Consider the following 23,271-nt stretch of genomic DNA (forward strand, 5'->3'; position numbering starts at 1 on the left):
TTCTCTCTCCCCCGGTCGTCGGACGCGCAGCGCAGCCGATCACCGGGAGGGCCGGTGCGGGGTCAGGATCCGCCCAGGCAGATCACGACCAGGCAGAGCTGGCCGGAGGACGAGGAAGAGGAGGAGGACGAAGAGGAGGAAGAGGAGCCTGAGGAGTTCGAGGGGGTGCTCGGGGCGGTGCTCGTGCCGGGGGCCGGGGTCGACGTCGAGACCGGTGAACTCCCTGTTCCTGTCGAGGAGTTGGTAGAGGTTCCGGTGCTCTGGGCCGACGTGCCCGTCGGGCGGGGCGTCGTGGGGACGCTGTCCGGGCGGATCGCCGATCGCGCCGTGTGGGGCGCGGAGGTGTGGGACTGCTGCTGGGGTACGTAGCCGTACCCGGCCGGGGTCCGGGCCGTGGACCCGGTGGACGTACCGGAGGTGGTGGGTGCCGCGTGGCGTGCGGTGGACGGGGGCGGTGTCGAGGACTCCGGCGGGGTGGGCGAGGCGGGTCGTTCCTGGCCGAGGCCCATGCTGCGGTTGTCCGGTGCGGTGGCCGCCTGGGCGCGGTCGCCGGAGCCGCGGTCCATCGAGGAGAAGGCCAGACCGCCCCCGACGAGTGCCACGGCGGTCGCCACCACGGCCCGGCGCTGGCTCTTCTTCCAGCGGGCCAGCTGCCGCCGCCGGGCCGCCCGTCCCTGCGGGGCCCGGGGTGCGTCCGTGACGTCGGCCGCACCCGCCGTGGCCTCGATGCCGTACTCCGCCGGGTCGGCGGCCGGCACGCCGTCGTACCAGGGGGCGTCGTCGAGCGCCGGTGCCGGTGCCGTGGAGGGAATGTGTGGAGCGGCGGTGCCGGTGGAGTACCCGTCGGTGCCGGGCGGGGCGATGTCCGGGGCGTAGGCGCCGCACCCGGGACAGACCAGGGCGCCGTTGAGGTGCCGACGGCACGAGGAGCAGTAGTCCATTGCGGTCTTCCTGGGTTGACTGCGCCGTCGGTCACCGGGACCACGGCCTGGTCACGCTCGTACGGGGGATCGAGCGATCCCACACGCTAACGAGCCTTTCGGAACGCTGTGTGCAGCCGATGTGCCACTCCTGCGCAGATTCTTCGCCGATGGCATGTGTCACGGTCGGCCCGCCGCCGGCCCTCGGCACCCGGGTGAAACCCGTCGGCCGCCCCGGTCGGTGCGCCGTCCCGTGCCGCGACGGTGGGCATAGTGGCGGGCGGCTCCGCACCGGATCGGCAGGAGGAAACGCATGCTCGGCACAGACTTCCGCACCGGGTCACCCGTCTGGCTCGACCTCGGCAGTCCCGACCTCGACCGGACCGCCGCCTTCTACGGCGCCGTCTTCGGCTGGCAGTTCACCTCCGCCGGCCCCGACACCGGCGGTTACGGCTTCTTCCAGCAGGACGGCGCGACGGTGGCCGCCGCCGGCCGGCTCACCGAGGAGAGCGCGGACCCCGCCTGGGTGACGTACTTCCGGACCGACGGCATCCGGGCCACCGTCGACGCCGTGACCTCGGCGGGCGGTGCGGTGCGCGTCGAGCCCATCACCATGGGGGAGGCCTCCATGGCGCAGCTCACCGACCCCCAGGGCGCCGAGTTCGCCGTGATCCAGTCCGGTACGGGGCTGCAGCGGGCGTCGCAGGACAACACGCTGGTGTGGGTGGAACTGCACGTCCCCGACCCGGAGGCGGCCCTCGCCTTCTACCACCGGCTCTTCGGCTGGCGTGCGGCTCAGATGTCGGCGCCGGGCATGACGTACCGCGTGCTCAGCATCGCCGACGGGGACCAGCAGGAGGGCGCCTTCGGCGGCGTGGCCCCGCTCCAGGAGGGCCAGGAGGCGCGCTGGGTGCCGTACTTCGCGGTGCCCGACGCGGACGCGGCCGCCGAGGCCGTGCGGGACAACGGCGGCACCGTGCTGATGCCGCCGTCGGACATCCCCGACGTCGGCCGCGTGGCCTGGCTGACGGATCCGGCGGGCGCGGTCTTCGCCGTCCTGAAGCCGAACCCGCGGCAGGCCGCGCGGTAGGCCCTGTCGCCCCGCGCGCGAGGACGGGCCCGAGGGCTCACGGGACCTGTGTCCGACTGGGTCACTGCCCGGTCTCCCGGTGGGCGGCGGGCTCGACGCGGATGACGATCGACTTCGAGGCCGGGGTGTTGCTCGCGATGGCCGTGGCGTCCAGGGCGACCAGGACGTTGGTCTCGGGGTAGTAGGCGGCGGCGCAGCCGCGCGGGGTCGGGTAGCGGACGGCGCGGAAGCCGGGGGCGCGGCGCTCGCCGTCCGGGTTGACGCTGATCAGGTCGACCAAGTCGCCGTCGCGCAGGTGTAGTTGGGCCAGGTCGTCGGGGTTGAGGAAGACGACGCGGCGGCTGCCGGAGATACCGCGGTAGCGGTCGTCCAGGCCGTAGACGGTGGTGTTGAACTGGTCGTGCGAGCGCACCGTCGTCAGCAGCAGATGGCCGGGCGGGACGTCGGCCGCCGTCGGCGGGTTGACGGTGAAGCGGGCCTTGCCGGTGGCGGTGGGGAAGGTGCGGGAGTCGCGGGGCGCGCGGGGCAGCATGAAACCGCCGGGCTGCCGGACGCGCTGCTCGAAGGCGTGGAAGCCGGGGACGACGTGTTCGATGTGACGGCGGATGACGGCGTAGTCGTCGCGCATGGCCCGCCAGCCCAGGCCGTCGCCGAAGAGCGCGAGGCCGAGGCCGGCGACGATCGCGACCTCGCTGCGCAGGTACGGGGAGCCGGGCAGGAGCCGGCCGCGCGAGGCGTGCACCATCGCCATGGTGTCCTCGACGGTGACGAACTGTTCGCCGGACGTCTGCCGGTCGCGCTCGGTGCGGCCGAGGCAGGGCAGGAGCAGGGCCTCGGTGCCGGGGCAGAGGTGGGACCGGTTCAGCTTGGTCGCGATGTGCACGGTGAGGGCGCAGTCGGCCAGTGCGGCCTCGGTGACCTGTGTGTCGGGAGTGGCCGAGGCGAAGTTGCCGCCGAGGCCGACGAAGACGTCGACCTCGCCGTCGCGCATGGCTCTGATCGCGCCGACGGTGTCCAGGCCGTGGGCGCGGGGCGGGTCGAAGCCGAACTCGTCGCCGAGCCGGTCGAGGAACGCGTCCGGCATCCGCTCCCAGATGCCCATGGTGCGGTCGCCCTGGACGTTGCTGTGCCCGCGGATGGGGGCGGGTCCGGCGCCGGGGCGGCCGATGTTGCCGCGCAGCAGCAGGAAGTCGACGATCTCCCGGATGGTCGCCACGGCGTTGCGGTGCTGGGTCAGGCCCATCGCCCAGCAGACGATCACCCGGTCCGCGCCGAGCACCTCGGCCGCGCAGGCCTCGATGCGGGCGCGGGACAACCCGCTGAGCGCCTCGATCCGGGACCAGTCCAGGGCCCGCCAGGCGGCGACGGCGGCCTCGAAGCCCTCGCAGTACCGGTCGATGAAGTCGTGGTCGAGGACGGTGCCGGGGCGGGCGTCCTCCAGGTCGGTCAGGGCGCGGTTCAGCCCCGCGAACAGGGCGAGGTCGCCGTTGACGCGCACCGGGAGCCAGCGGTCGGCGAGCCGGGTGCCGGTGCCGAGCAGTCCGCGCGCGGTCTGCGGGTTGCGGAAGCGGCCGAAGCCGGCCTCGGGCAGCGGGTTGGCGGCGATGACGCGGGCGCCGCGCCGCTTGGCCGCCTCCAGCGCGGTGAGCATGCGGGGGTGGCAGGTGCCCGGGTTCTGGCCGACGACGATGATCAGGTCGGCGTGTTCGCTGATGTCGTCGTACGCGATCAGGCCCTTGCCGTCGCCGAGCGTCTCCTTCAGGGCCGCGCCGCTCGACTCGTGGCACATGTTGGAGCAGTCCGGCAGGTTGTTGGTGCCGAGGCGGCGCGCCAGCAGCTGGTAGAGGAAGGCCGCCTCGTTGCTCGTACGGCCGCTGGTGTAGAAGACGGCCCGGTTCGGATCGGGCAGCTCGCGGAGCCGGGCGGCGGTGAGCGCGAGGGCGTCGTCCCAGGTGATGGGGGTGTAGTGGGTGGCGCCGGGGGCGAGGTGCATCGGCTGGGCGAGCCGGCCCTGCGACTCCAGCCAGTGGCCGTCCCGCTCGCGCAGCGCGGTGACGGTGTGCGCGGCGAAGAAGGCGGCGTCGACCCGCTTGCGCGTCGCCTCCCAGGCGACGGCCTTGACGCCGTTCTCGCAGAACTCCGCCGTCCTGCGGTGCTCGGGGGCGGGTTCGCCCCAGGCGCAGCTCGGGCAGTCGAAGCCGTCGGCCTGGTTCACCGACAGCAGCGTCAGCAGGCCGCGCCTCGGCCCCATCTCCGTGAGCGCGTAGCGCGCGGACTCGGTGATGCTGGGGAGGCCGACGCTGGATCTCCCGGGACCCGGGACGTGGGTGCCACCGGGGTCGGCCGGTCGTCGCCGGGGCTGCTGCGCCATGACCGCCTTCTTCCTTCTCCCCCTCCTGGTGACGCTTCCCTCCCGGTGTAGCTCCCCTCCCTGTGAAGTGTGACACGCCTCACGTGTCGATCATGGTCGTCACGTATTGTCGTCCGGTGTTCGACGTTCCGTTGACTGCGGGTGAACGGCCGTGCGACGGTGAGGAGCATGGACCGCAGCCTGACACCGGATCATCTCGAGTCCTTCGACAAGGAGTTCGCCGCCCGGCCGGTGAACCGGCTGATGCAGAACGCCGTCACCCAGACGTCGGTGGACGACGTCGCCCTGGACCGGCGGATCCTGACCGGCATCGACCACTCCGTCTCCCACCACCTGGACGACTGGAAAGTCACCAACCAGAAGCAGAGCGGCCGCTGTTGGATGTTCGCCGGGCTCAATCTGCTGCGGGTCGGCGCCGCGCGGAAGCTGGGCGTGAAGGACTTCGAGTTCTCCCAGAACCACCTGCTCTGGTGGGACAAGTTCGAGCGGGCGAACCACTTCCTGGAGGCGGTCATCGAGACCTCGGACCGGGAGGTCGACGACCGTACGGTCGCGCATCTGCTGGAGGACCCGATCAGCGACGGCGGACAGTGGAACATGTTCGTGGCGCTGATCGCCAAGCACGGTCTGGTGCCGAAGTCGGCCATGCCGGAGACCCACAGCTCCTCCGCGACCCGGGCGATGAACCGGGCCCTGAAGACCCTGCTCCGCCAGGGCGCCCGTGATCTGCGCGGGCTGGCCGGCGAGGGGGCCGAGGCGCAGCGGGAGCACAAGCGGGAGGTGCTGGCCGCCGTCCACCGCGTGCTCGGCATCCACCTCGGCACGCCGCCGCAGCGGTTCCTGTGGCAGTGGGAGGACAAGGACAAGGCGTTCCACCGCGACGGCTGGCTCACCCCGGCCGAGTTCGCCGCCTCCTACGTGGAGCTTCCGCTGGAGGAGTACGTCTGCCTGGTGCACGACCCGCGTGCGTCGAGCCCGGTCGGCCGCACCTTCACCGTCGAGTACCTGGGCAATGTCGTGGACGGCCCGCCGGTGGTCTATCTCAACGTCGGGATGGAGCTGCTGAAGCGGCTGGCCATGGAGTCGATCACGGGCGGCGAGCCGGTGTGGTTCGGCTGCGACGTGACCAAGATGATGCGCTCGGACGCGGGCGTCTGGGACGCGGCCCTCTTCGACTACGCGGCGGTCTACGACGCCCCTTTCACCATGGACAAGGCCGACCGGCTGCTGCACCACGACACTCAGATGACCCACGCGATGCTGTTCACCGGCGTCGACGTGGTGGACGGCGCCCCGCGCCGCTGGCGGGTGGAGAACAGCTGGGGCGAGGAGAAGGCCGACCGGGGCTTTTGGACCATGAACGACTCGTGGTTCGACGAGCACGTCTTCGAGATCGCGGCCCGCCGCTCCGCCCTGCCCCCGCGGCTGGCCGCCGCCCTGGACGAACCCCCGATCGTGCTCCCCGCCTGGGACCCGATGGGCGCCCTGGCCGACTGAGGCCTCCCCGGCCGCCCGAGATGCCCCGGGGGCCTGAGGATCCCGGGGGCCTGAGGTTCGTGGCCCCGGACGTCAGGCGGCGAAGCCCTCGGTGATGCGGGTCAGGACGGTCCCCGCGCCGTCCTCCGTCGACATCAGACGGGCGATGGCCGCCGCGCGGCGGCGGAGGGCCTCGGCGGCGGCCGCCGTGATCGCGGCGGCCAGGGTCTCGGCGGTGAGGTCGGCGAACGGCAGCGGCCGGGGGGCGACGCCCAGCCGGTGCAGGCGGGCCGCCCAGAACGGCTGGTCCGCCATGAACGGAACCGCTACGGCCGGGACCCCGGCCCGCAGTCCGGCTCCGGTGGTGCCCGCCCCGGCGTGGTGGACGACGGCGGCCGTGCGGGGGAACAGCCAGTCGTGGGGGAGGTCGCCGACGGCCAGGACGTCGTCGCCCGCTCCGCTCGGCCCGGCCCACCCCGCCTGCACCACCGCGCGCACCCCGGCCCGCCGCGCCGCGGCGGCCACCAGGTCGCCGAGCCGCTCGCCCTCCCCGGGCGCCATGCTGCCGAAGCCGACGAACACCGGGGCCGGGCCGGCCTGGAGGAAGTCGACCAGTTCGGCGGGCGGCCGCCAGTCCCGGGGCCGGGCGGGCCACCAGTAGCCCGCCACGCCGACCCCGGACGGCCAGTCCGCGGGGCGCGGCACCACCAGCGGACTGAAGCCGTGCAGGACCGGCCCGCGGTGGGCGAGCGGCGCCGACGGGCCGGCCGGTGCCGACGGCCGTCCGGCGGGCAGGCCGAGGCGGTCGCGCAGCCGGGACGCGGCGTCGGCGAAGAGCAGGTCCCCGCGCCGGAGCACCGCCCAGCCGGCCGCGAGGTTGGCCTCCGGCCCCAGGTCGGCGTCGGCCGGCGCGGCGCCGGGCAGCGCGAACTCCCTGGTGGCGAAGGCCGGGGCGAGATACGTGCCGAGGACCGGGACGCCGAACGCCTCTCCCGCCGCCCGGCTGAACGCCGACGGGCCGAAGGCGGTCAGCAGCAGATCGGCACCGTCCGCCACGGCGTCCACCACGCCCGAGGCGAGGTTGTCCAGGAACGTCGTCATCACCGCCCGGGCCTCGGCCGGGGAGACCGTCCGGCCCCGGGAGCGGATCAGCTCCTGCGGATCCCCCGGCAGCGCCCGGCAGGCGAGACCGCACGCCTCGACCAGCGCCGCGAACGGAGCGTGGGCGGCCACGGCGACCTCGTGCCCCGCCGCGAGCAGCCGCCGCCCCAGCCCCGTGAACGGCGCGACGTCCCCCCGCGAACCGGCGGTGACGACGAGAACCCGCATACCTCGATTCTGCCCGCCGAGGGCGCGGGTGTAAGCGGCTCGCGGCCTCGCACTTCAGGTTCTCTCAGGCGGGCTCAGCGCCGAGGGAGGCCAGCGCCGCGGACACCGTCCGGCGCAGGTCGGCGGGGTCGGCGCCGGCGCGGGAGCGCAGGTTGACCCCGTAGGCGAGCACGGCCAGCAGCTCGGCGGCGGCGTCGAGATCGGTCTTCGGGGACAGCTGTCCCCGTGTCCTCGCGGTGCGCAGGGCGGCGAGCAGGGCCTCCCGCAGCCGGTGATGGTGTGCGTCGAGGACGCGGCGGACCTCCGCGTCGCCGTTCTCGGCGCCGGCGTGCGCGTTGACGACCATGCAGCCCCACCGGGCGTACGGCCCCGAGCAGCGCACCTCGATCAGTCCGGCGAAGAACGCGGCGACGGCCGGCAGCCCCCGCCCGTCCTCGGCAAGGCTCTGGAACGCCGGTGCGGAGTGGGTCTCGACATAGCGCCGCAGCGCGGCGAGGTAGAGGTCCTGCTTGCCGCCGAAGGTCGCGTACAGGCTGGAGCGGTTGAGGCCGGTCGCGGTCACGACGTCCTGGATCCCGGTGGCGGCGACGCCCTGGCGCCAGAACAGCCGTACCACCGTGTCCAGGGCCGTGTCCGGGTCGAAGTGCTTGATGTCCGGCATGGTTCCCTCAGCATCCTGAAACGAGGGTTCCAAGATACGCCCGTCGCCCGCTAGGCTGAAAGGAACTTGGAACGAACGTTCCTGGATCTTCCGAGATCTTCCGAGACGGGCACCGGACGAAAGGCATCCACCATGACTCTCGACGCCGAACTGCGCGCCCTGCGCGCCTCCTTCGAGTCCCGCTACCCGCAGGTCCCGGCCGAGCACCGGGAGGTCATGGAGCGCGCGGCCCGGGACCTCGCCGCGTCCGGGCAGGCCGGCCGCGCCCTGTCCGCGGGCGCCGACGCACCCCGCTTCACGCTGCCCGCCGCGACCGGCCAGGCCGTCGCCCTGGACGAGCTGCTGGCCGCCGGGCCGGTCGTGCTGACCTTCTACCGCGGCGCCTGGTGCCCGTACTGCAACCTCGCCCTGCGCGCCCTCCAGCGGCACCACGACGCCATCGCCGCGCGCGGCGCCCGCCTCGTGGCCGTCTCCCCGCAGATCCCCGACGAGTCCCTCACCCTGGCCGAGAAGCACGAGCTGGCCTTCGACGTGCTCAGCGACCTCGGCTCGGACACCGCCGCGCGCTACGGCCTCGCCTTCGACCTGACCGACGAACTGGCCGCCGTCTACGACGCGTTCGGCTTCGACCTCCAGCGGGTCAACGGCGGCCACGCGCGCACCCTGCCGCTGCCCGCCACGTACGTCATCGACCGCGACGGCGTCATCCGCTGGGCCTTCGTGGACACCGACTACACCAGGCGGGCCGAGCCGGCGGACATCCTCGGCGCCCTCGACTCCCTCGCCGACGGCGTCGGTGGCGTCGGCGACTCCGGTGCGGCTCAACTATCGTGATGTCCTGACGTCTTGACGTTCACCGGCGTTCCGCGTTTGCTTCCGAAACCTGGGTTCCCAGATGCTCCCTGATTCCGGAAGGCACCTGCAGTGAACGCTCCGACCCCCCACAGAACTCCCCCGCGCTGTCTCGTGGTTGGCGTGACCGCCGCCGCCTCGGCCCTCACCCTCACCGCGTGCGGCGTCCTCGGCGTCGGCGGGAGCGACGGCTCCGCGTCCTCGGCGAAGGGCGACGACATCACGGTGGGGCTGCTCCTGCCCGACACGGCGACGGCGCGCTTCGAGAAGTTCGACCACCCCATCATCGCGAAGGAGGTCGCCACCCTCACGAACGGCAAGGGCAAGGTCGTCTACGCCAACGCCGAGGCCAGCCCGGCCACGCAGAGCCGGCAGTTCCAGGACATGGTGGCGCGCAAGGTCGACGTCATCCTGGTGGACGCGCTGGACGCCAGGGCCGTCGCACCCGATGTGCAGAAGGCCAAGGACGCGGGAATACCGGTCATCGCGTACGACCGTCTCGCCCAGGGGCCGGTCGACGCGTACGTCTCCCACGACAACGAACTCGTCGGCCAGGTCCAGGCCCGCGCCATCGTCAAGGCGCTCGGACCGAAGGCGGCGAGCAGCAAGGTCGTCATGATGAACGGCGACCCCGCCGACCCGAACACGGCCCTGCTCAAGAAGGGCGCGCTCGGTGAACTCCAGGGCCAGGTCGACATCGTCCGGCAGTTCGACACCGACAAGTGGTCGCCCGCGGTGGCCAGGGCGAACATGAAGAAGACGATCCAGTCGGTGGGGCTGGGCAACATCGCCGCCGTCTACTCGGCGAACGACGGCATGGCGGGCGCGGTCATCGACGCGCTGAAGGAGGCGGGCGCGACGCAGGTCCCGCCGGTGACCGGGCAGGACGCGAACCTGGACGCGGTGCAGCGGGTCGTCTCGGGCGCGCAGTACATGACCGTGTACAAGTCGTTCCTGGACGAGGCGACCGACGCCGCGCAGCTGGCGGTGGACAAGGTGAAGGGCAAGGACATCCAGTTCGACGCGCTGACCCGGGACACGGTCGACAGCTCGACGACGAGGAACATCCCCGCGCGGCTCGTGCCGGTGGTCGCCCTCACGCGGGACAACATCAAGCAGACCGTGATCGCGGACGGCGTCTACACCGTCAAGGACATCTGCACCCCGGCGTACGCGGCGGACTGCGCCGCGATCGGTCTGAAGTGACCTGCTCTCCCTGGAACAGGGAGATTCCGGCCTGCTCGCTCGACGTTGTGCCGCTCGGTCGGCATGGGCATCGGGCGGGCTTCCGCGGCTTCCTGCTCCGCCGCGCTGCGCCGGAACGGGCTCCGGTCTGAAGGGCCCGGCACGTGGTGTGCCGGGCCCTTCTCGCCGATGCTCAGCTCTCGGGTGTCACTTGGTGAAGGCCGAGACGCCGTTCGGGGTGCCGAGGCCGGTCGGGCCGTCGTAGCCGGTGCCCGCCTTGCACAGGTAGTTCGAGCAGGACCCGTTGGCGCCGCTCGTGACGTCGTTCAGCTTGTCCGGGTGGGCGTAGGGGTAGGACGCCGGGGTGTCACCGGAGCCCGGGGTGCCCGCGAGGGCGTAGACGCCGGCGATGAACGGCGAGGAGGCGCTGGTGCCGCCGTACACGTTCCAGCCGCTCGCCTGGTAGGTGTCGTAGACGGCGAGACCGGTGGCCGGGTCGGCGACGGCGGCGACGTCGGCGACGGCGCGCTTGGCGCAGTCGGTGTCCTTCTGCCAGGACGGCTTGGCCTCGTACTGCGAGCAGCCGGAGCCCGCCCCGTCACCGCCGGCGGAGGTGCCCCACACCGACTCGGACCAGCCGCGGGTGCTGCTGTCCTTCTTGAGCGAGGTGCCGCCGACGGCGGTCACGTATGGGGAGGCGGCCGGGTACTCGACGCCGTAGCCGCTGTCGCCGGAGCTGACGGTGATGGCGACGCCGGGGTGCTTGAAGTACTGGTCGTCGGCCTTGGTGTCGCTGGCGTCCTCGCCGCCGCCGTAGCTGTTGGAGACGTACTTGGCGCCCTGCTTGACGGCCTGGTTCACGGCCGCGCCGAGGTCGTCCATGTTGGCGGACTTGGCCTCGACGAGCAGGATGTGGCACTGCGGGCAGGCGGCGCTGACCATGTCGACGTCGAGGGAGATCTCGCCCGCCCAACCCGCGTCGGGTGTCGGGTAGTTGGAGCCGCCGTCCTGGTCGATCTTCTTGAAGCAGCCGTTGCTCGTGCTGCACTCCGGCAGGCCGTACTGGGAGCGGTAGGCCGCCAGGTCCTTCTCGGCGTTCGGGTCGTCGTTGGCGTCGACGATCGCGACGGTCGCGCCCTTGCCGCCGTCCTTGGGCAGGTTGTAGGCGGCCTGGAGGTCGGCCGGTCCGAAGCCCTTGGGGGTGTCGTGGCGGCCGAGCGACTTCTGCGTCTTCAGGTCGGTGCGGACCTCCGCCTGACAGGCCATGTAGCCGGGCTTGCTCGGCTGCGAGCAGAGCCGGTGGGTGTGCACCGTGGTGGCGGCGGAGGCGGCCGCGGTGGCGGAAGAGGTGGTCGTGGTCGCGAAGGCCGCCGACTGCGAGGCGACGAAACCGCCGGTGATCAGGGCTGCTGCGCCCAGCAGGGCGGGTATGCCGCGGCGTATCGGGTTCCTTCTGCGATGCGAATGCAATGAACTGCCCTCCGTGGGGGGATGGATGGGCTTCCCCGACGGCGGGCGGAGGCGCTGCGGGGGCACTCGCCTCAGCGAGATGGCGAGTGCATGACAAGCGCTTTCCGTTGGGGGTGTGCCGTGGGGGAGCCCGCTTCCGGGCATGCTGTCGGTCGTGCCACCCCGGTCAGTGGTGGCTGTTGACGAGGTTATGGAACATTTGCCGAAGAGAACAGGGGCGGTTGGTAAAACCTTGCCCTCAACTCCTCGGCCGCGACCGGTACCTTGTGCAGCCATGGAGCTGGAAGATGCAACGGTCAACGACCTGATGTCGCTGGGCCTGGCCCGGTACGAGGCACGGGTCTACCTGGCGCTCATCAGGCGTGGTTCCTACACGGCCGCCGAGGCGGCCCGCGAGGCCGACGTGCCGCGCCAGCGCGTGTACGACGTGCTGGACGCGCTCGTACGGCGCCAGTTGGTGACCGCCCATCCCGGGCGCGTGGCCACGTACTCCGCCGTCACGCCCGAACTGGCCGTCGCCCGGCTGATGGCCGTGCAGCGGGAGTCCGTCGACCGGCTGGAGCGGGTCTCGCAGGGGCTGGCCGGTGTCCTGCAACCGCTGTGGACCCAGGGCCGGGAGCACACCGACCCGCTGGACTACATCGAGATCCTGCGCGACCCGAAGGCGATCGCCGAGCGCTTCGCCGACATCCAGCGGCAGGCCCGGCACGAGCTGCTCACCTTCTGCAAACCGCCGTTCGTGGCCCCCGCCGAGAACGCGGAGGGCATCGAGGTGGTGCGTCGGCTCCACCGGTCGGGCGGCACCGTGCGCGCCCTCTACCTCGACGACGCCCGGGACGACCCCGAGACCATGGAGCACGTGCGGCGCTTCGCCGCCGCCGGGGAGGAGGCCCGCTTCGCCCCCGACCTGCCGCTGAAGCTCGTCATCGCCGACGCCTCCCTCGTCCTGTGCGACATGCCCGACCCGGTGGCCGCCGCATCCACCACCACCCTGTTCATCGAGCACCCCGCCCTCGCGACCTGTCTGCGCCTGGCCTTCCACACGGTGTGGCAGGACGCCGCACCCGGCGACGTCCCCGCCTGACCGGGGCGGGTGCCGTGCCGCGTGCGGCTCACAGTCCGAAGAGCCGTGCCGCGTTGTCGTGGCACACGGCCCGCAGCCACGGCCGTCCCAGGTCCAGGCGCTCCAGGGCATGGAGCTGGTGGACGTAGGGGTAGGGGAGGTTCGGGAAGTCGGAGCCGAGCAGGACGCGGTCGCCGAGCGCGGCGAGCCGGGGCAGCGCGCGGCGGGGGAACGGCAGGAATCCCTCGGTGAAGTCGGTGAACGCCATCGTCGTGTCCAGCCGCACCTGGTCGTACCGCTCGGCGAGGCCGAGGAACTCCTCGTACTCGGGCATCCCCAGATGCGCGACGACCAGCCGCAGCCCCGGGTGCCGCGCCAGCACCCGGGCGATCGGCCCGGGACCGGTGTGCTTGCCGGGCGCGGGTCCGGAGCCGCAGTGGACGACCACGGGGATCCGCGCCTCGGCCAGCAGCCCCCAGGCCGGCCGGAGCAGTTCGTCGGCCGGGTCGTAACCGCCCACCTGCACATGCGCCTTGAACACGCGCGCCCCCGCCTCGACGGCCTCGCGGACGTACGTCTCGACACCCGGCTCGGGGTAGAGGGTCGCGGTGTGCAGACAGTCGGGGGTGCGGCGGGCGAAGCCGGCCGCCCAGCCGTTCAGCCACCGGGCCATGCCGGGCTTGTGCGGGTAGAGCATCGCGGTGAAGGCGCGGAGGCCGAACTCCCGCAGCAGAGCGGCGCGTTCGGCCTCCCGCGTCCGGTAGGTGATGGGCCACTCCAGCCCGCCGATCAGCGGTCCGTTCGTGTCGAAGTAGTCCCAGACCTTGCGCAGGACACGCTCGGGCATGAAGTGCGTGTGCACGTCGACCAGGCCGGGAAGGCCGAGCCCGGCCCAGAAACGACGGACTTCAGCGGCTTCAGCGGCCTCGGCGGGCGTGGCGGGTGCGTCGCGGTGATCGTCCATACCGCCCACGATCGGCCGCGGCGGCGGGGCGGGTCCACCCCTTTGGGACGGCCGGCCACCGGCTTACGGGCCCTACCAGGCGCCGACCGTGCGGAGCAGGAGGTGGAGGTCGTGGGTGGCCTCGGCGGTGGCGAGGGCCGTGGCGGCCAGGACGGTCGCGGTGGCCGCGGTGAGGGCAGGGTGGCGTCGCAGCGGCGGGGCCAGGAGGGCGGCGACGCGGCGGGGGACCGGGCCCGCGGAGGCGAGCGGGCCGCGGCGGCCGAGGATGCCGAGGGCCGGACCGGCGGCGCGGGCGGGAGCCGGGGTGCGCCGCGCGGCGAGGGCCGCCTTGCCGACCGTACGGGCGACCCGCCTGCGGTCGCCGGCCCGGGCGGCCGCGCTCTCGTCGGCCCAGCGCTCGATCGTGTAGGTGACGGCCGTGGCGAGGGGGCGCAGGAGCGGGTTGGCGGCGGCGCCGAACTGGGCGAGGGTGACGAACGCGTAGTGGTGGGCGGCCAGATGGGCGCGTTCGTGGGCGAGCAGGATGTCGTGTTCGGTCTCGTCCAGGGCGTGCAGCATGCCGGTGGAGACGACGACCCGGCCGGGCAGTCCGGGCAGGGCGAAGGCGTCGGGGGCGTCGTCGGGGAGGACGACCAGGCCGTCGCGCGCGGGCATGCAGGCGGCGTCCCACGCGGCGGAGGCCAGCGACCGGGTCCGTCGCCACAGCATCCGGACGGCCATGAGCACGGCGCCGCCCAGCAGCAGACCGGCGAGCAGCGCGACGGACAGCGCGGCGGGGTCGTCGTGCCGCGCGGTCGCGGCCGACCAGTGGCCCAGGGCCGCGAGGCGCGGGACGCGGATCAGACCGGTCACGGCCAGCAGGCCCAGGGAGATCGTGCTCGCCGTGCCGAGGACGAGGGCCGAGGCCGTGAGCAGCCAGGTGGCGAGGCGGGGCTCGCAGCGCTCGGCCAGCGGGCGCGCGCCGAGCGGGCCGACGAGCGAGAGCAGCAGCGGCACATAGACGGCGATGTGCATTCCGCTTCTCCTTCTGCGGCCGCGTCCGTGCCGCCGTCGTCCGAGTGTGCCATGTGCCCGAGTGGCCGATGTGACGCCTGCTGCGTTCCGGATGCGCCGAGGCCGGAAGCGGTACGGGGCGCGGCGCTCAGACGCGCTGCTGGTCGAGGGCGTCGTCCAGGGTGGTGGCGGCCATGATCAGCGACAGATGCGTGAACGCCTGCGGGAAGTTGCCCAACTGCTCGCCGCTGGGGCCGATCTCCTCGGCGAACAGGCCGACGTGGTTGGCGTAGGTCTGCATCTTCTCGAAGGCGTAGCGCGCCGGACGGATCCGCCCGGCGCGGGCGAGGGCGTCCACGTAGAGGAAGGTGCAGAGACTGAAGGTGCCTTCGGAGCCCCGCAGACCGTCCGGCGAGGCCGCGGGGTCGTAGCGGTAGACGAGGCTGTCCGACACCAGCGTGCGCTCCATCGCGTCCAGGGTCGACAGCCAGCTCAGCGTCCTGGGCGCGAGGAACCCGACGCGCGGGACGAGCAGCAGCGAGGCGTCGAGGACGTCGCTCCCGTAGTGCTGGACGAGGGCCTGCTCCCGCGCGTTCCAGCCACGCTCCATCACCTGTTCGAGGATCGCGTCGCGGGCCGCGGTCCACCGAGGGGCGTCCGCCGGGCGGCTGTGCTCCCGCGCCATACGCAGCCCCCGGTCGAGGGCCACCCAGGCCATCACCCGGCTGAAGGTGAAGTCCCGGCGCCCGCCACGGGTCTCCCAGATGCCCTCGTCGGGGCGGTCCCAGGAGTCGGCGAGCCAGTCCAGCGTGCGCGCGACGTTCTTCCAACCGTGGTAGCTGCCTCCCGCCGTGACCTCGCGCCCCTCGGACAGGGCGTAGAGCGCCTCGCCGTAGATGTCCAGCTGCAACTGGTCGGCCGCCGCGTTCCCCAGCCGTACCGGATACGAGCCCCGATAGCCCTCGAGGTGCGAGAGCACCTCTTCCGGCACCTCGGGGTCCCCGTCGACGCGGTACATGATCTGCAGCGGCTCGCCGTCGACGCCCTCCCGGGCCTGCAGGCGGTCCCCCAGCCAGCGCGTGAACCGCGCCGCCTCCTCGGCGAACCCCAGGTCCAGCAGCGCGCGCACGGACAGGGAGCCGTCGCGGACCCAGGTGTAGCGGTAGTCCCAGTTGCGTTCACCCCCGATCTGCTCGGGCAGCCCCATGGTCGCGGCGGCGACGGGCGCACCGGTGGGCGCGTAGGTGAGCAGCTTGAGCGTGATGGCCGAGCGGTGCACCACCCCCGGCCACCGGCCGCGGTACCGCGAGGAGCGCACCCAGTCCTGCCAGAAGTCCACCACCTCCCAGAACCGTTCCAGCACCCGGTCCGCGGTGACCGGCGGCGGGGGATCGCCGGCGGGCCCGCCGACGGTGAACACCGCCGCGGCCACCTCGTCCGTCCGCAGGGTCACCTCCCCCCGCACGTCCGTGCCGTCCTGTCGCAGGGGGAAGGTGCTCTGCAGCCAGGCGTCGGCGTGCGGTGCCCGGAACGTGGCGGTGCCGTCGCGCAGGTCGAGACGGTGGGCGGCTCTGCCGTAGTCGAAGCGCGGACGGCACTCCAGGGCGAAGCGGACCGTGCCACGGACCGCCCGCACGCCGCGTATCAGCACATGCCGGTCGGTGGGGGTGCCGGTGCGGTCCGGCGGCATGCAGTCGAAGACCTCGCCGACTCCGTCGGGCGACATGAACCGCGTCACCAGGACCGCGGTGTCGGGGTAGTAGAGCTGCTTGCAGGTGGTGTTCCGGCTCTCCGGGGCGAACAGGAAGTAGCCGCCGCGGTCGTGGTCGAGCAGGGAGGCGAAGACACTGGGCGAGTCGAACCGTGGAGCCGCGAACCAGTCGACCACCCCCTGGGACGACACCAGAGCAGCGGTCTGGAGATCACCGACGAGGCCGTGATCGGCGATGGGCGGGTAGCGATCCATGATCATCTCGATTCCCCGACGCTCCTGGTTCCACTGTCCGCCCGGTGCGACGAGGCCGCCACGCACGGCATGCGGGACGGACGAGGGCGCGTGACCGCCGTACGGCGCGGAACACGGCCGGAGGGCCGAAGACCGCATGGATCGGTCCTCGGCCCTCCGGCGAGGCGGGCTAGCGACGGCCGAGGTACCGGTCGTGGTCCCGGTACCGGTCGTGGCCCCGGTACCGGTCGTCGTGCCGCCCGTGGTGCCGGCCCCGGTCCCAGCCCCGGCCCTCGAAGCGGCCGCCGTGGTCGTGGCCGCCCCTGCGGCTGTGCGAGTAGCTCCTTCCGTGGTCGCGGTCGTGCCCGCCCCCGGCGGCCAGGGCCGGCATGGCGGCCGCGCCGATGAGGGCGCCCGACGCCAGACAGGTGGCGATCAGGCGGATCGTCGTCCGAGAAACAGACATGAATCTGTCACCTCACATTCGTGCACACCGGCCCCTGGCCGGGGCCGGGCGTGCCATCCGAGATTCCCGGCTCTGCGCCGAGGCCCCCCACTGTGGCCCGCCGGCACGGGACCGGATCGACGACAGGATTCGCGTGACAAAGCGCGGATATCTCCGTAACGCTCCGGTGTATGGGCCACCCGCCGCATTCCTGGTGGCGCCACTGCCGCGACTCCCCCGAACGGCCCCCTCGCCCCGGTAACGACGGGAGACCTCTGTTCGGGGGACCCGTCGCGGTCCTGATCGTCGCACTCGCCGGAGTCCACCTGGCCGTACGTGGACGAGGGCGGGTGTCCGCCCCGCGTGCGGCCGGCGGGGCCCGTTCGGCCCGAGTGCGCCGGCCGGGTGACGAGACGCGTCGGGAGGCCGGACCGGAGGGGACACGGTGGGCGCGAATCGGCCGACGAGGGCGCCCGCCCGATCACCGGACTTGTCTTCGGCCTGGACGCGCGGTTGCCGCGGACGCGCCACCCGCTGTCCCCCGCCTGGGTGCCGGTGCTCTGCGCGGCGGCGACGGCGGTGGACGCCGTCGCGGCGCCGGCCACGGGGTGGCTCCACGACCGGTACGTGGGGCGTAGGCGCCGCTACGGGCTCAGAGGGCGGTCTCGGTGGCGGACCCCGGTACCTCGGCGAGCGTCCTGGCGGGGGCGTCGGTGATGCCGAGGCGGAGATGCTCGACGTGGTAGATGGCCTGGTCGATCAGTTCGGCCACGTGGTTGTCGTAGAGCGAGTACACGACCGAGCGGCCCTTGCGGGTGCCGACGACGAGGCCGAGGTTGCGCAGCAGGCGCAGCTGGTGGGAGCAGGCGGACTGCTCCATGCCGACCTCGGTGGCCAACTCCGTCGCGGGCAGGGGGCCTTCGCGCAGCCGGGCGAGGATGAGCAGCCGCGAGGGGGTGGCCAGCGCCTGGAGGGTGGTGGCGACCTTGGCGGCGCTGACCGCGTCCAGGCGGCTGCGCGGGACGCGTCCTGCTGGCGGTGCGGCTCCATGACCCATGAGCCCATGCTAGCGGCACCACTTCTGAACACATGAATGTCTCTTCATTCATTCCTGCTACGGTGGTGAGCGGTCGGGTCGTGCTCTGCCCGCCTTCCCCTGCCTGCCGTGAAGGACCCTGTGCCGATGTCTTCCGCTCTCACCCACGAGGCGCTGCCCGGCGTCGAACGCCGGCCCGTGGCGCCCCGCCGGCGCACCCGGATCCTCGCCCTGCCCGAGGCTCGCTGGGCTGCCGCGGCGCTGGTCCTGTTCCTGCTCGCGCTGCCGCTGTACCTGACGGGGGCGCCGGCGTGGGCGTGGGGCCCGCTGTTCGCGGCCGTCTACGTCACCGGCGGCTGGGAGCCGGGCTGGGCCGGCCTGCAGGCGCTGCGGGAGAAGACCCTGGACGTGGATCTGCTGATGGTGGTCGCCGCGCTCGGGGCGGCGGTGATCGGGCAGGTCCTGGACGGCGCGCTGCTGATCGTCATCTTCGCGACCTCGGGCGCGCTGGAGGCCGTCGCCACCGCCCGTACCGCCGACTCCGTGCGCGGCCTGCTCGACCTGGCACCGGCCACCGCGACCCGGCTGGCCGACGACGGCAGCGAGCAGACCGTGCCCACCGATCGGCTCGCGGTGGGCGACGTGATTCTCGTACGGCCCGGGGAGCGGGTCGGCGCCGACGGCCGGGTGCTCGACGGGGCGAGCGAGGTGGACCAGGCCACGATCACCGGTGAGCCGCTGCCGGTGGCGAAGGAGGCCGGGGACGAGGTGTTCGCCGGCACCCTGAACGGCACCGGCGCGCTGCGGGTGAAGGTCGAGCGGGATCCCGCGGACTCGGTGATCGCCCGGATCGTCGCCATGGTCGAGGAGGCTTCCGAGACCAAGGCCCCGACCCAGCTGTTCATCGAGAAGGTCGAGCAGCGGTACTCGATCGGCATGGTGGCCGCCACCGTCGCGCTCTTCGTGCTTCCCCTTCTCTGCGGCGCGGCGTTGCGGCCCACGCTGCTGCGCGCGATGACGTTCATGATCGTGGCTTCGCCGTGCGCGGTGGTGCTGGCCACCATGCCGCCGCTGCTGTCCGCCATCGCCAACGCGGGCCGCCACGGCGTACTGGTGAAGTCGGCCGTCGTGATGGAGCGGCTGGGGCAGGTGGACGCGGTGGCGCTGGACAAGACCGGCACGCTGACCGAGGGCACCCCGCGGGTGACGGACATCCGCTCCCTGGCCGCCTCCGGGCTTTCGCAGGACGAGGTGCTGCGGCTCGCTGCGGCGGCCGAGCACCCCAGCGAGCACCCGCTGGCCCGCGCCGTCGTGGACGCCGCCCGCACCCGGGATCTGGACATTCCGCCGGTGCGGGACTTCACCTCCGCCCCCGGCACCGGCGTCACCGCCACCGTCGACGGCAGGACGGTCGCGGTCGGCAGCCCCGCCCGGCTTCTCGACGGCGGATCCCACCCCGCCGCCGCCGTGGCCGAACGGCTGGAGAACGAGGGCCGTACCGCCGTCCTCGTCACCCTCGACGGCACCCCCGTGGGAGTGCTGGGCATCGCCGACCGGCTCCGCGAGGGCGCCGCCGCCACCGTCACCGCGCTGACCGCCCTCGCCGGCACCACACCGCTGCTCGTCACCGGCGACAACCCACGCGCCGCCGCCCGCCTCGCCGACGAGGTCGGCATCACGGACGTGCGCGCCGGTCTCCTCCCGCAGGACAAGGTCAGCGCCGTCCAGGACCTGGAACGCGCCGGACGCAGGGTCCTCGTGGTCGGCGACGGCGTCAACGACGCCCCCGCACTCGCCGCCGCCCACACCGGTGTCGCCATGGGCCGGGCCGGATCCGACCTCGCCCTGGAGACCGCCGACGCCGTCGTCGTCCGCGACGAACTCGCCGCCGTCCCCACCGTCGTCGGCCTGTCCCGGCGGGCGCGCCGCCTGGTGGCGCAGAACCTGGTCATCGCCGCGGTCTTCATCACCGGCCTGGTGATCTGGGACCTCGCCGGCACCCTCCCACTGCCGCTCGGTGTCGCCGGCCACGAGGGCTCCACCGTCATCGTCGGCCTCAACGGCCTGCGCCTGCTGGCGGACGGAGCATGGCGCCGCGCCCGTACGGGGAGCGGGCAGTGAGCCGTCACACCCGCGGGCCCCGCTCGGGCTCGCCCGCGCCCGCCGCGACGGTCAGCACTCCTGGCCGGGCTGTGTGGAGTTCGGGCGGGGCGACGCCCCCCCCGGATCCACGGTCCGCGGACGGTCAGGTGGGACCCTGCGGGCTCCGGGAGAAGGCCGTGTCGCCGGCCGTCGCCACGATCGCGTCCCGGACGAGCAGCAGGCGCGGCGGATAGTCCTGCGCCTTGTCCCCGGGGTCGTCCAGTGCGGAGGTGCTCCAGACCTCGGCTCCGGTGCGGCTGTCCAGTGCCAGCAGACGGCCGAAGCGGTTGGCGAAGTAGACTTGCTGGTACGTCGTCGACACCGCGGGCGCGGACAGGCTCTCCACGTCCGTCACCTTCTGCCACAGCTGTCTGCCGCTGTCCGCCGACACCGCGGTGACCGACCCGTCGGAGCGGACGAAGTAGACGACGCCGTCCACCAGGGTGGCCGCGCCGGTCAGCGGACGTGCCAGCGGTATCCGGGTGACCTGCCCGGTCGGGGCCACCCGCAGCAGCGCGTTGTACGGCCGTTCGTACCCGGCTTCGTACACGTCCTTCGCGGTCTGGGGGGCGAGGAACAGGGGCTGCCCGCCGACGGCGCCGAGCGCCTCCGCCTTCCTGGGCAGTGTGGCGGTCGCGGTCGGGCTTCCGGGGCCGGGCTTCATCAGCTCGACCGGGGCCCGGCCGGGCTCGGTGCCCTTCGAGCACAGGGCATAGGGGGCGCCTCCCAGCGCCGACGGAGTGCAGTGTCCGTCCGGCGCGGGCGCCCGCCACAGTTCCTTGCCGGAAGGCCCGTAGGCCACGAACGACGAGGCGTCGGGGGACAGGGTCAGCAACCCGCCGTCGTACAGGACGGCGTCCGCGGCCTTGTCGATGTCGCGCTGCCACCGCCGGTGCCCGGTGGCGGCGTCGAGGGCCACCACGCGCCTGGTCCTGTCGTCCGGATCCTCGTACACGTAGACCAGCCCGTCGCGAACGCCGATCGGCTGCGCGCCCTGGGGGCGGGTGCCGCTCCGCCACAGGGTGCGGCCGGAGGCCGCGTCGACCCTGGCGACCGTGAAACCCGTACCGCCGCAGAACAGGGCGCTTCCCTCCGCCAGGCATCCGGGGCTGCCGTAGTCGAGGGGGACACCCTTCACGTCGTACCGCAGCGCCGTGCGCCACGGCCGCCAGCCGGCGGGCAGTGACGCGGCACGGGTGGTGGCCGTGGCGGCGGCCCTGGAGGCGGTGGTGGTGTCCGGGGCGGACAGGAGGACACCCGCTCCGGCACACAGTCCCGCGACGGCCAGCGCCGCGCCGAGGCCGGTGAGCAGCATCCGCGCCCGGCGGCGCCGGGGGTTCCCGGACTGCCCGGCCCTCGGGGGCGCGGGCTGCCCGGTCGTCGGGGACCCGGCGACGTCGGACTCCGGCAGGGCCTGGAGCATGCGGTGGATGTCCGTCACGTCCGGCCGTGCGGCCGGGTCCTTGTCCAGGCAGCGCTCGACGATGCCCAGGAGTGCTTCGGGCACCCCGTCGAGGTCGGGGGTCCCGTGCACCACCTGATAGCCCGTTATGTACGGGCTGTCGGCGTCGAACGGTCCCGTGCCGACCGCCGCGAACACCAGCAGCGACCCCAGCGCGAACACGTCCGAGGCCGCGGTGACGTCTCGGGGAGCGGCCAGTTGTTCCGGCGACATGAAGGGCGGGGTGCCGATCATCCGCCCGGTCGTGGTGAGGCTCTGGTTGTCGGCGGCGCGCGATATGCCGAAGTCGATGACGCGCGGCCCGTCCTCGGTCATCAGGACGTTGCGCGGCTTGAGGTCCCGGTGCACCAGGCCCGCCCGGTGGATGTCGCGCAGCGCCTCGGTGAGCCCCAGCCCCAGCGCGCGCAGTTGGGGTCGGCTCAACGGGCCGTCCTGCTCCACGACTTCGGCGAGGTTGCGCCCCGGCACGTAGAGCGTCGCCATCCATGGCCGGACGGCGTCCGGGTCGGCGTCCACGACAGGCGCGGTGAAGGCGCCGCTCACTCTGCGCGCTGCCGCGACCTCCTGCCGGAAGCGCGTCCGGAACTCCTCCTCCTCGGCGTACGGCCCGTGCGCGAGCTTGACCGCGACCTGCCGTCCCGAGGCGGAGACTCCCAGATAGACGACTCCCATGCCGCCCGCCCCGAGCCGGCCGAGCAGGGTGTACCCGCCTATGGACTCCGGGTCCCCGGTGCTCAGGGGCGTCATCGCGGATCGTCCTTCCCAGCGCCTGCCTGCCTCACGCGGATCAGAGTAGGCCCTTGGGACGAGGGGCCGGAGACGGCGCTCCCGGCAGCCGCCACCACCGTCCGCCACTCCGTCCGGCGTCCCGGGAGGGCGGCGTCTGTGCAGGTCGGAATCGGCAGACAGCCCGGAGTTGTCCCGCAGGACAACGCGGAGGACGCCCTCTCCTGGTAGCCGTCCCGACGCCCGCCGCCGGTCAGCCGTACCGGCGGGCCGACGGTGCGTCAGGGGCCGTGGCCCGGGCCGCGCTCGGCGGCGCCGGTGCGGAAGCGTTGCGGGCCTTCGGCGAGCAGGTCGGGTGGAGAGCCCGGGCCGTGGTCGCGTACGACGATCGAGGTGCCGTCGGCGCTGAGGGGGCCTTCTTCTGGTTCTCGGCGACCGGACGGTCGGTCTTCGCCCGGATCCGCGCAAGCGACCGGGCGACAGCAACCCCAGGCCGTCGACCTGGGGTTTCTCTCTGCAGCGGGTGACGGGAAATCGTCCGAGAGCACGCCGTGGCTGTTCTTCTACGTCTCGTAGTAGCTTGAACGGGGCGAAGACAGAGCTTGCTGCAGCAGACAGAGGGGGTGCCGGATGACCGGCGGTACTGACGGCCCGAAGGGGTCCCGGCGCCGTGCGCGGGGAGAGCTGGAAGGGCAGGTGCTGGCCGCCCTGTGGGCGGCCGGCGGGCCGGCGACGGCAGTGGTGGTGCACGAGAACCTGGGGGACGACGACACGGCCCACACCACCGTGCTGACCATCCTGACGCGGCTGTGCGACAAGGGGCTGGTGACCCGGCGGCGTGAGGGGCGCAGTTACGTCTACACGCCCGTGGACGACCGGCCGGGGATGGCCGCGGCCGGAATGCACTCGCTGCTCGACGACGGTGGGGACCGCGCGGTGGTGCTGGCCCGGTTCGTGTCGGATCTGTCGGCGGAGGACGAGCGGCTGCTGGAGCAACTGCTGCACGGTGACGGCCCCCTGAGGGGGTGAGGCGTGTTCTGGCCCGTGCCGCCGGAGCGCGCGTGCCTGCGCGGTGACCGGTTCGGCGCCCGGACGGCCCTCACGCCAGCGTGAGGTAGGCGAGGCTGCCGAGTCCGGCCAC

At 73.2% G+C, this 23,271-nt stretch carries 18 protein-coding genes and 1 pseudogene; 7 read left to right on the forward strand and 12 right to left on the reverse strand.

The genetic code is table 11. The annotated features are described in order from the left end of the window. Positions 1-62 precede the first annotated feature (62 nt). Positions 63-941: an SCO2400 family protein gene (locus BIV23_RS46115; protein ID WP_079173113.1), complete on the reverse strand. Its 879-nt coding sequence runs from the start codon at positions 939-941 to the stop codon at positions 63-65. Positions 942-1,233: 292 nt separating this feature from the next. On the opposite strand from BIV23_RS46115, the gene BIV23_RS12715 reads away from it, so the two are divergent. Further along, the gene (locus tag BIV23_RS12715) at positions 1,234-2,010 is read left to right on the forward strand and encodes a VOC family protein (RefSeq protein WP_071380918.1); all 777 of its coding nucleotides are present in this window, start codon (positions 1,234-1,236) and stop codon (positions 2,008-2,010) included. Positions 2,011-2,071: 61 nt separating this feature from the next. Here the strand turns inward: BIV23_RS12715 and BIV23_RS12720 are convergent, their stop codons facing one another. Next, the gene (locus tag BIV23_RS12720; RefSeq protein WP_071380919.1) at positions 2,072-4,381 is read right to left on the reverse strand and encodes an FdhF/YdeP family oxidoreductase; all 2,310 of its coding nucleotides are present in this window, start codon (positions 4,379-4,381) and stop codon (positions 2,072-2,074) included. Between the two features lie 168 nt (positions 4,382-4,549). Here BIV23_RS12720 and BIV23_RS12725 point away from each other — a divergent pair, with 168 nt between their 5' ends. Next, positions 4,550-5,878, forward strand: coding sequence for a C1 family peptidase (locus BIV23_RS12725; protein WP_071380920.1), 1,329 nt, complete (start codon positions 4,550-4,552; stop codon positions 5,876-5,878). Between the two features lie 72 nt (positions 5,879-5,950). Here the strand turns inward: BIV23_RS12725 and BIV23_RS12730 are convergent, their stop codons facing one another. After that, positions 5,951-7,186 (reverse strand): glycosyltransferase, encoded by a 1,236-nt coding sequence (locus BIV23_RS12730; RefSeq protein ID WP_071380921.1) that lies wholly within the window; start codon positions 7,184-7,186, stop codon positions 5,951-5,953. A gap of 64 nt (positions 7,187-7,250) precedes the next feature. Then, on the reverse strand, positions 7,251-7,847 hold the full coding sequence (locus BIV23_RS12735) for a TetR/AcrR family transcriptional regulator (RefSeq protein WP_071380922.1): 597 nt from the start codon (positions 7,845-7,847) through the stop codon (positions 7,251-7,253). 132 nt (positions 7,848-7,979) lie between these two features. Here BIV23_RS12735 and BIV23_RS12740 point away from each other — a divergent pair, with 132 nt between their 5' ends. Both BIV23_RS12740 and BIV23_RS12745 read left to right on the forward strand, forming a co-directional pair. Beyond that, on the forward strand, positions 7,980-8,681 hold the full coding sequence (locus BIV23_RS12740) for a peroxiredoxin-like family protein (RefSeq protein WP_071380923.1): 702 nt from the start codon (positions 7,980-7,982) through the stop codon (positions 8,679-8,681). Positions 8,682-8,813: 132 nt separating this feature from the next. Beyond that, entirely contained in the window at positions 8,814-9,905 is a 1,092-nt protein-coding gene (locus BIV23_RS12745) for a sugar ABC transporter substrate-binding protein (protein WP_071380924.1), read from the forward strand. Positions 9,906-10,091: 186 nt separating this feature from the next. Here the strand turns inward: BIV23_RS12745 and BIV23_RS12750 are convergent, their stop codons facing one another. After that, on the reverse strand, positions 10,092-11,354 hold the full coding sequence (locus tag BIV23_RS12750; protein ID WP_245790504.1) for a S53 family peptidase: 1,263 nt from the start codon (positions 11,352-11,354) through the stop codon (positions 10,092-10,094). Between the two features lie 274 nt (positions 11,355-11,628). Here BIV23_RS12750 and BIV23_RS12755 point away from each other — a divergent pair, with 274 nt between their 5' ends. Beyond that, the gene (locus BIV23_RS12755; RefSeq protein WP_071380925.1) at positions 11,629-12,438 is read left to right on the forward strand and encodes a TrmB family transcriptional regulator; all 810 of its coding nucleotides are present in this window, start codon (positions 11,629-11,631) and stop codon (positions 12,436-12,438) included. Positions 12,439-12,466: 28 nt separating this feature from the next. Here the strand turns inward: BIV23_RS12755 and BIV23_RS12760 are convergent, their stop codons facing one another. From BIV23_RS12760 to BIV23_RS12780, 5 genes are all read right to left on the reverse strand, one after another. Further along, positions 12,467-13,381, reverse strand: a complete 915-nt coding sequence (locus BIV23_RS12760) for an amidohydrolase family protein (protein WP_071380926.1) — start codon at positions 13,379-13,381, stop codon at positions 12,467-12,469. Between the two features lie 72 nt (positions 13,382-13,453). After that, a complete protein-coding gene (locus BIV23_RS12765) occupies positions 13,454-14,395 on the reverse strand; it encodes a M48 family metalloprotease (protein ID WP_071380927.1) in 942 nt (313 codons plus the stop codon). Between the two features lie 127 nt (positions 14,396-14,522). Next, positions 14,523-16,340: a glycoside hydrolase family 15 protein gene (locus BIV23_RS12770; protein WP_071380938.1), complete on the reverse strand. Its 1,818-nt coding sequence runs from the start codon at positions 16,338-16,340 to the stop codon at positions 14,523-14,525. A gap of 169 nt (positions 16,341-16,509) precedes the next feature. Then, positions 16,510-16,785 carry a hypothetical protein gene (locus BIV23_RS48515; RefSeq protein WP_071380928.1) on the reverse strand — a complete coding sequence of 92 codons (276 nt, stop codon included), beginning with the start codon at positions 16,783-16,785 and terminating at the stop codon, positions 16,510-16,512. A 631-nt stretch (positions 16,786-17,416) separates the two neighbouring features. After that, on the reverse strand, positions 17,417-17,821 hold the full coding sequence (locus tag BIV23_RS12780) for an ArsR/SmtB family transcription factor (RefSeq protein ID WP_071380929.1): 405 nt from the start codon (positions 17,819-17,821) through the stop codon (positions 17,417-17,419). Positions 17,822-17,947: 126 nt separating this feature from the next. Between BIV23_RS12780 and BIV23_RS12785 the strand changes: the two genes are divergently transcribed. After that, complete coding sequence (locus BIV23_RS12785) at positions 17,948-19,921, forward strand: heavy metal translocating P-type ATPase (RefSeq protein ID WP_071380930.1); 1,974 nt, start codon at positions 17,948-17,950, stop codon at positions 19,919-19,921. A gap of 124 nt (positions 19,922-20,045) precedes the next feature. Here the strand turns inward: BIV23_RS12785 and BIV23_RS12790 are convergent, their stop codons facing one another. Together BIV23_RS12790 and BIV23_RS51755 are read right to left on the reverse strand one after the other, a co-directional pair. Beyond that, complete coding sequence (locus tag BIV23_RS12790; RefSeq protein ID WP_071380931.1) at positions 20,046-22,151, reverse strand: protein kinase domain-containing protein; 2,106 nt, start codon at positions 22,149-22,151, stop codon at positions 20,046-20,048. Between the two features lie 266 nt (positions 22,152-22,417). Then, positions 22,418-22,522: pseudogene (locus BIV23_RS51755) on the reverse strand (ATP-binding protein); the annotation flags it as partial. Positions 22,523-22,760: 238 nt separating this feature from the next. On the opposite strand from BIV23_RS51755, the gene BIV23_RS12795 reads away from it, so the two are divergent. Next, positions 22,761-23,159 (forward strand): BlaI/MecI/CopY family transcriptional regulator, encoded by a 399-nt coding sequence (locus BIV23_RS12795; RefSeq protein WP_071380932.1) that lies wholly within the window; start codon positions 22,761-22,763, stop codon positions 23,157-23,159. Positions 23,160-23,271: the final 112 nt, after the last annotated feature.

The organism is Streptomyces monashensis (genome assembly GCF_001866665.1).
Classification (GTDB): Bacteria; Actinomycetota; Actinomycetes; order Streptomycetales; family Streptomycetaceae; genus Streptomyces; species Streptomyces monashensis.